We start from the raw sequence: 13869 nt of genomic DNA, 5'->3' as shown, positions 1-13869 counted from the left end.
ACTGTTCCTTGGATACGCTGTCGTCCGGCTCGATATAAACTGAAGAGACCAGCGAGTCGTCAAACTTGCCGATCTTTCTGACGGAGTTTCCGTCAAGGACAATCGCAATATCAAGCAGTAGGGATCCACACTGATAGATACCGACTACGGTCAGGTCATAGCCATCCACGTGCAGACGGTCGCCGATTGTCTTCTTAAATGCTTCAGCGATGGGGCGACTGATCACGCAGTTAAACGTGCCGATGTCCTCTGTCGTCAGGAATCGTCCCGCGACGATGTCGTCGCGGTAGATGGCCTCTTTCAACTCCAAAGTCGTTTTGATGTCGGTGCCGAACAGGAACCGAGGGGGACTGAACGTGGGTTTCCCTTCGACAAGCTGGGCACGAGCCCAGACTTCCGGACGGGCTTTGCGAACCCCCTTCACTTCGGCGATCTCGGCAACCCAGCCGATCGGCAACCGTGAGAATAATGGGATGGGCGCTCCTGGCTGCATCGCCGCCAGGCCGGGAATACGGCTGAAGGTTTTTCCGACAAGGTCGTCGATGCCGGTGGCGATGGAAAACAGCCCGACCATCCCGGCGATGGCCACGGTCAGGCCGAGCAGTGCCAAGAGCGAGCGAACAGGACGGCTGATCAGATTTCGAAATGCAAACAGGAACATCGAGCAGGGCACTTTCCATCAAGTAACATGGCGGCGGATCGTACCTGTCGGCAAGGCTCTGTTGCACAGAACGTACCAATCCGACCTGTTTCACACTCGCTGCATAACATAGACGATGTCTTCGGTGTCGTTCGTAATGTCGATCGGCCAGTCCAGGTCATAGCGGAAGTCGAACATTTCCAGCACCCGCAGCCGCGGTTCCGATTCGAACAACGAAAACATCTGCTCAGCAGTGTAGGTGCGAAAGATTGTTTCGTCAGTGATGCGGAACTGCTTTGTCGGAGTATAGACGTCGTAGGTCACGCCGATTCGTTCCTGACGTTTTTTGAGATTGGTCTCGATTGTCCAGAGATTCGAGACAACGGACAGATTCCCGCGTGACGACGACCAGGACTCGGAAGTGCACTTGGCGGGAGTCTTCGGGGTCAAATGCAGCCCCAGGATATACAGCCCTCCTTTATTCAGTGCATCGGCCACGCAGTGAAAATGGGCTTGGGCCGCCTCTTCCGTCGGGAGATGCCGAAAGGTGTTGATCATGTTGAAGGCGGCATCGACTTTTTTCTTCAGTTTGAAGTCCGCCATATCTCCGACGAAGGTCGACTCGGGATAGCCAGCCCGTTTCAACCGCGCGTTGCAGTAAGCGATGGCCTTTTCATTCAGGTCATTGCCCGAAATTTCGTAGCCCTCTTTCGCGAACTGAACGACCAGCCGGCCTGTCCCGCATGCCGGTTCGAACAGTCGTTTCACCGGGCGCCTGGCATACTTGGCGAAGCATTGTTTCAGAAACTTGTATTCTGCTGCCCAATCTGAGCCAAAGATCAAGTCGTAGTACTTTGGGTAGTCGTACAGATGACCGGCGATCGTTTCCATGAGCGGTGTCGGGCTCCAATAGGGAGAGGTTTATCAACGAACGAAGGTTACGAACTCGTGAGTGAGTTCCGCAGTTGAAGCGGGAGTGTAACGCAATGGCACTGTAAGAACGAACGATGCCATTTCCCACGTTCGAAATTTCAGAAGAAGGCTCGCAAGAATGCTCGATCCCTGGCGCTGACCTGCGATCGGGAGTGTCCAGACCTCTCTGGCAGAAGGGGCTCGCGGGCAATGATCAGCCACTGCCGAACGGCCTTCGTCCGCGAGTATTTGCTTCCACGTCATCAGCCAGACTGGATGAGAAAACTACTGGCCCGAGGCCCAGCCGCGACGACGTTGATCAGCGGCACCCCATCGCATTCCGTCGCTTTCGGAGATGTAGATGGAGTGGGCGTCTCCCTGGCGGGAACCGCGAGGGACAATCTGATGGCCCATCTCTCGCAAGCCGGCCACGGCGTCGGGGTGGTCGCGATGGAGTCCCGTTTCGAGAGTCACTGTATCCGGCATCCACGCATGATGCAGGCGGGGGGCATCGACGGCATCGCGGATCGGCATCTCAAATTCGAGCAGATTCAGCACGACACAGAAGACGGTGTTGATGATGGTGCGACCGCCAGGACTGCCGGTCACCAGCACTGCTCGCTGATTACGAGTGACAATCACGGGAGTCATCGAACTGAGCATCCGTTTGCCCGGCGCTACGAGATTGGGCTTTGTTCCGATTAATCCCCTGGAGTCTGTCACACCCGGGCGGGGATTGAAGTCACCCATTTCGTCGTTCAACAGATATCCGGCCCCCTGAACCACAATCCGCGAGCCAAAGCTGTTTTCCAGGGTGTACGTGTTGGAGACGGCCATCCCATCGCGGTCGATCACGCTGAAGTGGGTCGTGTTCGGTCCTTCATCCGGCGTCAGAATATCGGCACCGAGTTCAGCGGAGGAGGTGGCTGTCGTGGGCGAGATGGTCTGTGCCAGTTCGGCAGCGTACCGCCGGGACGTCAGGTGCTGCGGTATGTCGACAAAGTCAGGGTCGCCGAGAAACTTTGCGCGGTCAAGATAGGCTCGCCGCATACTTTCGATCATCAGATGCAGAGTCAGTGGTGACCAGCGGCCTTCCTGACGCAGGTTAAACGTTTCGACCATATTGAGCATCTGGATCAGGGCGATACCCCCGGAACTGGGTGGGGCAGCCGCGAAGATCTCGTAGCCGCGGAAGGTGCCATGCACGGGAACTCGCACCTCGGGTTCGTAAGCAGCGAGATCGGATCGGCGAATGAGTCCACCCCCGCGCTCCATTTCCGCTTCCAGCGAGTCCACCAGCGGTCCGGTGTAGAAGGCATCTGCACCCTCTGTCGCGATGGACGTCAACGTCGCTGCCAGATCATTCTGGATGAGTCTGTCCCCTGCCCTCCAGACTTGTCGTCCGTTGTCCTTGCCCAGCACGCGAAGCAACTCGGCGTTGTTGCGGGACGTTTCGATGACCTCGTTCAGTGACTTGGCCAGTTCGTCGTTGATTTCGAAGCCTTCTGCTGCCAGCCGCGCGGCGGGCAGCACCAATTGCTCCCAGGCAAGCCGGCCGAATCGGTTGTGAGCGAGTTGTAATCCCCGCACCGTTCCTGGGACTCCGACAAGTAAATGGGGGGACGTCCGACCATTCGCGAACATATCGACTGTCGCGAGAGCGGGGGCTTTCTCGCGATAGTCGATCATGATCGGCTGAGCTTGACCGGGGGAATGGATCAGCATGAAGCCTCCCCCGCCGATGTTCCCCGCTTCAGGCCACGTGACCGCCAGTGCAAAAGCAGTTGCCACCGCTGCATCGACAGCGTTTCCCCCGGCATCGAGAACTTCGCGACCGATCACGGAGGCCGGTTCGGAAACAGAAACGACAATACCGAGACGGGACTGGCTGTCTTTGCCTTCCTTCAGTTCATCTGCCCAACTCGCCCGTCCAGCGATCACGGCAGCGATCGTCCACAACACTATCCCGACCGAAAAGACGGAAGGGATCGAACGAGCGGGGTGCATGATGAACTGTCGCAAGGTTGGACCTTCCCGGGTTTAGCTCACCAGTCCGAATGCCTGCTCGGCAGCGTCCAGTGTGGCCTGAATGTCGGCTTCGGAATGTGCGGCGGAAACAAAATTCGCTTCGAACTGGCTGCATGCCAGGTAGATGCCCCGTTCAAGCATGGCGTGGAAGTACCGTGAGTACGCCTTTGTATCGCTCTGTGAAGCAACTTGCAGATTCGTCACCGCAGCAGGATTGAAGTAGAACGTGAACATGCTGCCGACGCGCGGAATCGTATGAGGAATCCCGGCAGCGGTCGCACGCTTGGCCAGCCCTGCGACGAGTGTCGACGTCAATTGATCCAGCTTCGGATAAGGGTTGTTGGTTTTGAGCTGGGTGAGCGTTGCGATCCCACTGGCCATGGCCACAGGGTTCCCCGACAGTGTCCCTGCCTGATAGACCGGCCCGACGGGTGAAACGGAGTTCATCACGTCAGCTCGGCCACCGTAGGCCCCGACAGGAAGACCGCCACCGATGATCTTTCCGAGTGTGGTCAGGTCGGGCCGGATTCCCCACAGGCTCTGTGCACCCCCGTAATTTACGCGGAAGCCGGTCATGACCTCGTCGAAGATCAGCAGCGAACCGTGCTTTTGACACAGGCTCTGCAGTGCCTGAAGGAACTCGGTCGTCGGGATAACCACCCCCATATTTCCCACGACGGGTTCCAGAATGACGGCGGCAATTTCTGATCCGCGCGCTGCGAAGGCGGACTCGAGCTGCTGTGGATCGTTGTATTCGAGCACGATCGTGTCAGCAGTGCAGCCGGCGGGGACCCCCGGGCTGGAGGGTGTCCCGAGTGTGAGTGCTCCGCTGCCCGCTTTGACGAGCAGGCTGTCGACATGTCCGTGGTAGCAACCGGCGAATTTGATGAGGACATTCTGGCCGGTGAATCCCCGGGCGACGCGAATGGCGCTCATCGTGGCTTCGGTCCCGGAATTCACCATTCGCACTCGTTCAATCGATGGAACAGCCTCAATGACCAGTTCCGCCAGTTCTGTTTCCAGTTCGCACGGAGCACCAAAGCTGGTCCCCTTTTCGAGCGCTTTGTGGATCGCGGCGATGACGGCCGGGTGACGGTGTCCCAGGATGTGCGGCCCCCATGAACCGATGTAATCAACGTACCGGTTGCCATCGATATCAAACAGGTAGGCTCCCTCGGCACGGTCCATCACGACCGGGGTTCCGCCAACTCCACCGAAAGCGCGAGCGGGACTGTTCACCCCACCGGGGATCGATTTCTGGGCACGGTTAAAGTGTTGCTGGCTCTTCTGCTGTGTGAAGGTCATGTGTTCTGTCTATGGCGGAAAACGTGAGGAAGCAGGCCTTTGTTCGTCTGGATGAGGCCACACGACAAAAACCATGGAGGAAACGGGCCTGACGCCGTTATAGCGGCGCAGCAACCCGATGCGAAAGCTCGGCGTGAGCCTCGGACGGGGTGTGAGGATTTTCCTGGAGCCGTCCCCGGTGGGAGAACGGTCATCCCCCTTTTTTCGCGGCCTGCTGCATCCGGATGATCTCAAGTTTTGAGAGCGGACGACCATCGGGACCCGTTGTCGGAACGGCGGCGGGGGCTGCAGGAGCAGGAGCTGCTTCTGTGACGACTGGTTCGGCAGGCACTGGTTCTGCGACAGCAGCCTCTGGGGCTGCGGCAGTCGGTGCCGGTGTGGCGACCGATTCGGCTGGAGCAGCGGCCGCCGCAGCCGCTTTTGCAGCCTGCTGCTTTCGGATCATGTCCAGCGGAGACGGTTTCCCAGTTGCGGCAGTCGGGGTAGCCGAAGATGCGGCAGCAGCCTTGGCGCTTTGCTGAGCTCGGATCGCGTCGAGAGGGCTTTTGCCAGCGGCGACAGGTTTGGGTGCCGCGGAGGGAGCTCCTGCGGCTGCGGCGGGCTTGGCTGCCGGTGCCGCCTTCGCTGCGGGGGGGGCTTTCTTGACGGGAGCGTCAACGACTTTCAAGTAGTCGGGATCGATGTCATACCAGCCGATGTCCACTGGTCCATCGAATTCGACGAGAGCCCGACAGTTCATGTTCACGGTGCGTACTTTGCCGGTCCAGTTTTCGAACCGTCGCAGCTCCGGAACACTTGCATCCACAACGACGAACTTGTCTGTCAAAAGTTCTTTCAGCTTTTCAGCTCGTTCAATCGACATTAGACCATCGCTCCATTGTCGTTTGGGGTTTCGTCTAGTCGCTCGCCAGTTGCACTGGATGTCCGACGATTCTGGAACAACCGGCCCTCGAAATCAAGCAGACCCCCGTGGAAGCGGCCTTGCAAGTCACTGGCGAAGTGACTGGGGCGACGGCACAGCTACGCCAGAAGTTTCTGCTGAACGTGGCCGGCCACGTCGGTCAGACGGAAATCCCGCCCCTGATGTCGGAATGTCAGTCGGCTATGGTCTAGTCCCAGGCAGTGCAGGATCGTGGCCTGGAGATCATGAACATGAATCGGGTCTTCGGCCGCGTGATAGCCGAGCTCATCTGTACTGCCGACAATCTGACCGCTCCGAATCCCGCCACCGGACAGCAGAACGGTGAAGCCAAAGGGATGATGATCCCGACCGGCCCGTTCGGGGTCTGTCCCGGGACCGCGCCGGACTTCATACATCGGCGTCCGGCCAAATTCTCCTGCCCAGATGACTAACGTATCCTCCAGTAATCCTCGTTGTTTCAGGTCCTTGATGAGTGCGGCAGCGGGCTGATCGGTCATTCGAGTATTGATGGAGAGGTTTTTGTTCAGCTCGCTATGGTCGTCCCAGGTTGTGTGATAGAGCTGGACGAAGCGGACCCCTCGCTCGACCATGCGGCGAGCCAGCAGGCAATTTGTGCCGAACCCTCGCGTGGTTTCCTGATTCAGGCCGTACGCGTCCAGTGTGGACGCGGTCTCACTGGAAAGATCGACCAGTTCCGGGGCGGCGATCTGCATGCGATAGGCCAGTTCATACGCGGCGATACGAGATTCAATCTCGGGATCACCGGTGACAGCCGAACGACGGGAATTCAGATCGCGCAGCGCATCCAGTCTCGACCGCTGGAGCCTTGAGTCGACACCTGGGGGGCTGTCGAGATGCAGGATAGGTGACCCCTGTCCGCGAAAGGTGACTCCCCGGTAATTCGACGGCAGAAATCCGCTGCTCCAGGCCGCGGAACCCGAGTCGAGTCCCTTCCCCGAGTTTGACAATAGTACGACGAACCCGGGCAGGTTCTGCGATTCGCTGCCAAGACCCCATGTCACCCAGGAACCCATGCAGGGGTGGCCGAACTGGGTGGTGCCACACTGGAACAGCATCTGACCGGGATCGTGATTGGATGTTGTGGTGAACATCGAACGGACCATGCAGAGGTCGTCAGCACAGGTCCCCAGGTGCGGCAGGAAGTCAGAGAACTCCATCCCCGACTCGCCGTACCGCGTGAACTTGCGGGGGCTTGCCATGACGCTTGCGCCACCCTTGATCACGGAATCGGCGAGTGACTGAAGGAAGGATTCAGGGACCGGTTGCCCGTGCAAGCGTTGCATTTCGGGCTTAGGGTCAAACAGATCCAGTTGGCTCGGTCCGCCCCCCATGAAGAGAAAGATGACATTCTTCGCGCGCGGAGTGAAGTGGGGTTGCCGGGACGGGCTCGGCGCTTGGGAACCAGGCGTGGTCAGATCCCCCACTCCGCTCGCGTAACCGTCTTGTGAGAGAAGACTGGCGAGTGCCATGCCTCCGACGCCATACGCCGAGCTTGTAAGAAAAGAACGCCGGTTGATGGATGGTATTCCGGGTAGAGCAGGCTTCGAGGAGGTCGTCGGGGACATCGTGGTAACCTCTTTCCGCTATTCACGGGTGATGAACTCATGCAGATTCAGCAGGATGCTCGCGATACTTGTCCAGGCGCTGAGGGAGGAGCTGTCCTGAGAAGCGGACGAGCCCTGCGGTGCGGCGACCTGCTCGAGCGGCAGGGAAGTTAATTCTCGGAAGTGGTCTGTCAGCCGTTGTTGTTCGAATGGGTCGGGACGGCGTCCCAGGACGAGCTGAAAGCCGTACGTCAGCCGGCCATCGAAATCGTCAGGTCCTTCGCGCGTGATTCGTTCGGCAAGTGACTCCGCGGCCTCCCAGAAGATGGGATCGTTGAGCAGGGTGAGGGCCTGCAGCGGGGTATTCGATCGTTCGCGGCGGACACAGACGCGTGAGTTCGTCGGAGCGTCGAACGTGACTCCCTGGGCATAGGGGGAAAGCCGTTGCAGCCAGGTGTAGAGGCCTCTGCGGTTTCGGTCCGCACCTTCACTGGCTTTCCAGGTTTGATCAAAACCCTCCATCGACACCGACTCGGGTTGAGGTGGAAAGACGCTTGGTCCCCCAATCTGGTCGGCAAGCAGTCCGCTGACAGCAAGTGAAGCGTCTCTCACCTGCTCGGCCGAAAGCCTCAGCGGTACCTGGCGCGCGAGCAGTCGATTCTGTGGGTCGCGAACGATGAGATCTGGCCGGACATGCGAGGACTGGCAGTAGGTCCGCGATATGACGATTCGTCGGTGCAGCGTCTTCAGGCTCCCCCCCGTTCGATGGAGTTCATCTGCGAGCCAGTCGAGTAGTTCGGGATGACTGGGCCGATCGCCGTTGAGACCAAAATTATCCGCCGTCTCGACCAGTCCTCGACCGAAGAATTCCTGCCAGGCTCGATTGACGAAGACGCGGCTCGTCAGGGCGTTGTCTTTCGAAGTCAGCCAGTTGGCCAGGTCAAGACGTGAAGGCGATTCCCCGGTCGCGGCGACATTCGTCGTATTGGCGACCAAGGATGTCGTCTCCGGTCCTGATTCGGATGCTGCTGGTCCCACAGCAGCGAGGGAGTTCTGTGATGTCAGATTTGTTAACATCAGCCATTCAGGAATGGCCGTTTTCACAGCATCGCCAGCCACTCGAAAATCACCACGTACGTGCAGATAGGCCTGACGCGGTGTTATCGCTTCCTGCATGACCGGTGCACGGGTCGCAACCGGTGCCTGCTTTGCCAGTTCGAGGAGTTGGTTTTGCAGTTCCGGTAGCTTCAGTTCCTTGAAGCGTGCGGGGTCGGTTAATTCTCCCCACCGGAGAAAATAGTCGAGCAGTCGATCGCGTTGATCATGGGTGCGATTGGCCATGGGAATCAGGACGATCTGACACCCTTCGAGCTGCCCCTCGCCGAGTTCCCCACCCCAGACGAGCCCCAGTATTTCCCACTGACGGAACCACAAATAATCCTGGCCGGGGTTTGCTGCTGCGTGCAGCATTTTCTTTTCCCAGCGGTCCTGGAGTTCCAGGATCGCCTCGAGTTGAGGAGCAAGAAGTTCCGCTCGTCGCTTGTCGTACTCCGGCTTTTCCCGGGCGTAGTGATCTTTTTCGTGAGGTAGCGGTGCCGCGATGTTGACTTCGTCGGCATTGTTGAAGAAGGCGTAAAGTCCGTAGAACTCGCTCTGTGACAACGGATCGAATTTGTGGTCGTGGCAACGCGCACATCCCACGGTTAAGCCGAGCCATGCGGCGCCGACCATCGTTGTCCGGTCGACAATCTGCTCGACCCGGTATTCCTCCAGATCGGCCCCCCCTTCCCGATTGCTGAGCGTATTTCGCAGGAAGCCCGTTCCCATGAGTTGCTGCTCGGTGGCACCGGGGATGAGATCACCAGCGATCTGCTGCATCGTGAAATCCGCCAGGGGCAGGTCGCTATTGAGAGCATCGATCAGCCATTGACGATATCGCCAGGCAACGGGGCGTTTCTGGTCGGTCAGGTATCCATCAGTGTCGCCGTAGTGGCACAGGTCGAGCCAGGGTCGTGCCCAGCGTTCGCCGTAATGAGGGGAGGCGATCAGACGATCGACCAGACGTTCCACGGCATCGGGAGAGAGATCGGCGACGAACTCGTCGACTTCGGCCAGAGTCGGAGGGAGTCCGATGAGGTCGAATGTCAGACGGCGAATCAATGTCCGGCGGTTCGCCAGAGGCGCTGGTGTCAATCCTTCTGACTCAAGCCGCGCGAGAACGAATCCGTCAATCGGTCCCGGTGCAACGTCCTGATCCGCCAGCCGCTTGTGAGATGGATCCGCATGAATCACCGGAACCTGTGGGCGGGCAACGCGTCTGAAAGACCAGTGTGAACTCGCAATCTCAGCAGGAGAGCGGTCCAGTCTGAGACTGTCGGGCCAGGGCAGGCCCTCGTTGATCCAGCGTCGAAGCCCTTCGATCTGCTCAGGTCGCAGGCGGGGACCTTCAGGAGGCATAACCACGTGATCCGGGGCAGTGCCGGTCACGAGCTGAAACAAGCGGCTTTCATCGGCATTCCCGGCGATCACGATCTGATGGTTGTCGCCGCCACGAAGAATGGCTTCGCGCGAGTCGAGCCGCACCCCCCCTTCGTGCTGCCTGCGGCCATGACATTCCAGGCAGCGAGCCTGAAGGAGTGGCGCAATGGTCCGTTCGACGTCGAACGTATCTGAGTCGTTTGAATTGAAGCCCTGCGAGGCCGGAGTTTCTTGTGCCTCGGACCCCGTCAGGAGTATATGTGACGGAAATAACGCTCCCATCAGGATGGCAATCAAAAGCCCATCTCGTCGCATCATCTTTTCACCCTGGTTGATGAATCATAAGGGGTTGTTTATGCGCGAATGCGCTGGCGGGGCCATGGCCATTCCTGAAAACTTTAGAATACGGTTCTAATCTTATGAGTATTCCCATGTCAACACGCTCGACCACTCCCGGTCGTCGGCGCGAGGCGACAGATCAGCGCCGACGAGAGATTCTGGACGCTTCTCTGGAGCTCTTTTTGCGGCAAGGGATCCCCGGCACGACAATGCCGCAAATCTGCGCCGCGTCTGGCGCAAGTACGGGAAGTGTCTATCATCTTTTCGAAGGGAAAGATGACATCGCCATGACGCTGTTTCTCGAAGGGATGCAGAGCTATGAGCGGGATATGCTACGCTCGATTGAACGAAAAACATCGCTGCGAAGCGTTATCCACGCGTTGATTTCGACACATCTCAAAATTGTCATCAATGCACCGGCCTTATCACTCTATCTGGCGCGATTAGGGCTGGCCGATGTTCAGGGGGATATCAACGCCAAGCATCGGGAACTGAGCGATAACTTCGCGCAAAAAATTGCCCTGCGCCTGAGACCGTTCGCGGAGCGTGGTGAGTTAGTCAAGCTGCCGCTGGAATTGTATTTCTCACAGATAATTGGCCCTGCTGCTCACCTTGCGCGCGCCTGGCTGATGGGCCGTGTGAGCAGTAATCTGCGATCCGCAATCGAACCGTTGGCACTCGCTGCCTGGAAGTCGCTGCGAGTGGATGCCAACTGAAATTCGCGGTGTCGTCGCGGTTTCGATGGTGAAGAATCTGCGGCTGGTGGCCTGTAGAGGGACTTCATGGGACACTCCCCTTCCCGAGAACGAGCCCTGGCACGGGGCATCGACTCGAACATTTCCTCTCAACTTCTCGAATTAGAAGTGAGCTGTCGCGACGGCTGCGGTACGTAGCAGGTTGCCCCTGTAACCCCCCGCTTCTTGTTCAAGCGTCATGATGCCGATCGGCAGCGGGTGGACGGAACCCTGTAATTCACCCAACATGCGGTCTACAATGGCTGACGGTTGTCACTCGATTCCCTCTGAGGTTCAACATGTTCCGCTTCCCAGCTATGGTCATCAGTGGATTTGCATTGGTGCTGGCGTTTGCCGCTTATCCACTTTTCGGCGACGCGGTTGTTGAGTCGCAGGTACGACTACTCAACGATATCAAGTTCCTCGCTTCAGATGATCTGGAGGGGCGCGGTGTCGGGACTAGTGGTCTCAATATCGCCGCTCAATTCATCAAGACCGAATTTGCCAAAGCGGGGTTAGCAGTCGATCGAGTGGACGGGGATGCCTTCCAGAAATTTGACATCGCGACAGGTTCAAAGCTTGTCGGCACGAACTCGCTGCGACTGGTGGGACCAGAAGGAACGACGATTGAATTAAAAATCGGTGACGATGTCGAAGGCTGTTCATTCGGGGGAAGTGGGAAGTTCGATGGCGACATCGTGTTCTGTGGGTATGGAATTGATGCCAGCGATGAAGGCTACAACGATTTTGAAGGGATTGATGTCGAAGGAAAGGTGATCATCGTCATGCGACGGAATCCACGTCAGAGCGATCCCTCCAGTCCCTTTGCCAGCACACATGGGATTTCCCGACATGCGGATTTGCGAACAAAAATGACAAATGCGGCTGCCCAAAAAGCGGCTGCGGTGTTGTTCGTGAACGACCCCTACTCGGGCCGGAAAGCAGCAGAAACGCGTCGTGAAAATCTCTACAGCGCCCATGAAAAGGTCTCGCTTGCGGCGGAAGCGTTTTTATCTGCCGACGCCAACGACGTCGAAAAGTTCAACGAAGCCCGGAACCAGTTGGCCGAAGCGACCAATCAGGCGAAGTCGATTCGGGCCGCTGCCGAAAAAAGTGATGACGACCCGCTGATGAAGTTTGGGTATGCAGGGAGCGGGGAAAACAAGGCGTTCCCGCCCGCCTTTCATATCTCAATCAAGACGTGTGATCAGATTCTGGCGTCGCTCAAGACGGATTTATCCAAGCTGGAAGCAGAGATCGATTCGACTCACAAACCGAAGTCCATGGCTGTTACGGGTTGGCGAGCTCAGGGGGAACTCAATGTCGAAAAGGTGCGCGCCGACGTCTCCAACGTCATCGGGGTGATTGATGGAGAAGGCCCCCTGGCCGATGAGACTATCGTGATCGGTGCTCATTACGATCACGTCGGACGGGGTGGTCAGAACTCGCTGGCTCCCGGTTCTACCGAGATTCACAACGGGGCAGATGACAACGCTTCCGGAACAGTCACGCTGCTGGAACTGGCACGCCGTTTCGGGGAGAAGGCCAAGATCGCCAAGCCCACACGCCGCCTGGTCTTCATCGCATTCACCGGTGAAGAACTGGGACTGCTTGGTTCAGCCCGTTACTGCAAAGAGCCCGTGTTTCCGCTGGACACGACCATCGCCATGCTGAATATGGACATGGTCGGCCGGCTGAAAGATGACAAACTGATTGTTTACGGTACAGGAACAAGTCCCCGCTGGGAGCCCGAACTGAAGCAGTTCAACGGCGACGCGGGGTTCAAGCTGATCTTCAAGCCGGAAGGGATTGGTCCCAGTGATCATGCCTCGTTCTATGCCAAGAAGATTCCGGTGCTGCATTTCTTTACGGGTGAGCACGCGGACTACCACAAGCCGACAGACGATTGGGAGAAGATTAATATCGAAGGGGTGTCCCGAGTTGCCAATCTGATGGAAGCCATGATCGATGCAACATTGAGTCAATCTGAACGTCCCGCGTATGTCGAAGTTCAGGGGAACAGTACCCCCGGTCGAGGGGGCAGTCGTCCTTACGTCGGAACCATTCCCGAGTTTGGCAACGAGGAACCGGGATATGCGATCAGCGGTGTGGCGGCGGGGGGGCCAGCACAAAAGGGTGGCTTGAAAGGAGGTGACCGAATCGTGAAGCTCGGTCCGCACCCGGTCAGCAACCTTGACGATTTCGACGCGGCACTGAGAAAATTTGCACCGGGGGATGTCGTCGACTTCACGGTCATCCGTGACAAGCAAGAGCAGACTTTTAAAGTGACGCTTGATCCGCCGAGATAACGTGCAACATTGACGGTGAGGTGGCGCGGGTGAATCGCCCACGCTTGCTCGTGCTGTACTCAACTTTGATCACTTCGTCCTGAGTAAGTTATCTGGACTGGAACCACACCATGCGAAGTCTGCCTCGACGTCGAATTGTCGGCACTTTGCTCGCCTTGTGTCTCCCGCTGGTGGGTTGCTCAAAAACACCGACGGAGGCTCCAGTCACGTCGGTCGCCAGTACAAGGCCGGTGCCGCCGCCGTCTCCTGCGGGGACGGGTTCCGGAACCTCTCAGTCGCAGCCGAAGCCACAATCCAAGCCATCGGGGGCCAAAACGTCATCGCTTGTCGCGAACGTGGATCCCCGTTTTCTGTTTGTCGTCAGCGGTCCGGGGCAACTGGTTGAAGTGGATGCTAACCCGCCGGTCTCTCCCACCAACAAGTTCGAAGTGACGTCTGCTGACCAACTGTATGACTCGACCCAGTTCGTCGTTAACGCGACCGCCAGTCAGTCGCTGTCGGGAGGCACGGCGGTTGAGCGTAAGGCGGGTTTTACGCTCCCACCCGGCTTTGAAGAGGTGCTCGAGTACGGATTCACCCCGGAAGGTTATCCCCAGCGAATTCTGTGCACGAAGAATGGAACCCAGCTTGCGTGCGT

Annotated in this window: 10 protein-coding genes; 3 read left to right on the top strand and 7 right to left on the bottom strand. The window is 58.1% G+C overall.

The window, feature by feature from the left end; all coding sequences use genetic code 11:
* The 7 genes from VGE80_RS08690 to VGE80_RS08660 all read right to left on the bottom strand — a co-directional run.
* Window positions 1-661 (bottom strand): ABC transporter permease (locus VGE80_RS08690; RefSeq protein WP_440592378.1); only part of this gene is annotated, 661 nt, incomplete at its 3' end.
* Window positions 662-751: 90 nt separating this feature from the next.
* Window positions 752-1531 (bottom strand): class I SAM-dependent methyltransferase, encoded by a 780-nt coding sequence (locus VGE80_RS08685; RefSeq protein WP_440592377.1) that lies wholly within the window; start codon window positions 1529-1531, stop codon window positions 752-754.
* Window positions 1532-1837: 306 nt separating this feature from the next.
* A complete protein-coding gene (gene ggt / locus VGE80_RS08680; protein ID WP_440592376.1) occupies window positions 1838-3574 on the bottom strand; it encodes a gamma-glutamyltransferase in 1737 nt (578 codons plus the stop codon).
* Window positions 3575-3592: 18 nt separating this feature from the next.
* Window positions 3593-4885, bottom strand: coding sequence for a glutamate-1-semialdehyde 2,1-aminomutase (gene hemL / locus VGE80_RS08675; protein WP_440592375.1), 1293 nt, complete (start codon window positions 4883-4885; stop codon window positions 3593-3595).
* Between the two features lie 190 nt (window positions 4886-5075).
* Window positions 5076-5747 (bottom strand): hypothetical protein, encoded by a 672-nt coding sequence (locus VGE80_RS08670; RefSeq protein WP_440592374.1) that lies wholly within the window; start codon window positions 5745-5747, stop codon window positions 5076-5078.
* 158 nt (window positions 5748-5905) lie between these two features.
* Window positions 5906-7297, bottom strand: coding sequence for a DUF1501 domain-containing protein (locus VGE80_RS08665; RefSeq protein ID WP_440592373.1), 1392 nt, complete (start codon window positions 7295-7297; stop codon window positions 5906-5908).
* A 114-nt stretch (window positions 7298-7411) separates the two neighbouring features.
* Window positions 7412-10168: a PSD1 and planctomycete cytochrome C domain-containing protein gene (locus VGE80_RS08660; RefSeq protein ID WP_440592372.1), complete on the bottom strand. Its 2757-nt coding sequence runs from the start codon at window positions 10166-10168 to the stop codon at window positions 7412-7414.
* Window positions 10169-10281: 113 nt separating this feature from the next.
* Between VGE80_RS08660 and VGE80_RS08655 the strand changes: the two genes are divergently transcribed.
* The 3 genes from VGE80_RS08655 to VGE80_RS08645 all read left to right on the top strand — a co-directional run.
* Window positions 10282-10905 carry a TetR/AcrR family transcriptional regulator gene (locus VGE80_RS08655; protein ID WP_373652750.1) on the top strand — a complete coding sequence of 208 codons (624 nt, stop codon included), beginning with the start codon at window positions 10282-10284 and terminating at the stop codon, window positions 10903-10905.
* 317 nt (window positions 10906-11222) lie between these two features.
* The gene (locus VGE80_RS08650) at window positions 11223-13232 is read left to right on the top strand and encodes a M28 family peptidase (protein WP_440592371.1); all 2010 of its coding nucleotides are present in this window, start codon (window positions 11223-11225) and stop codon (window positions 13230-13232) included.
* A gap of 110 nt (window positions 13233-13342) precedes the next feature.
* The coding region (locus VGE80_RS08645) for a hypothetical protein (RefSeq protein ID WP_440592370.1) at window positions 13343-13869 on the top strand (527 nt) is incomplete at its 3' end.

Origin of the sequence: Schlesneria sp. (assembly GCF_036405755.1) — a bacterium.
GTDB lineage: Bacteria > Planctomycetota > Planctomycetia > Planctomycetales > Planctomycetaceae > Schlesneria > Schlesneria sphaerica.
This window is presented reverse-complemented; position numbering and strand designations above follow the sequence as displayed.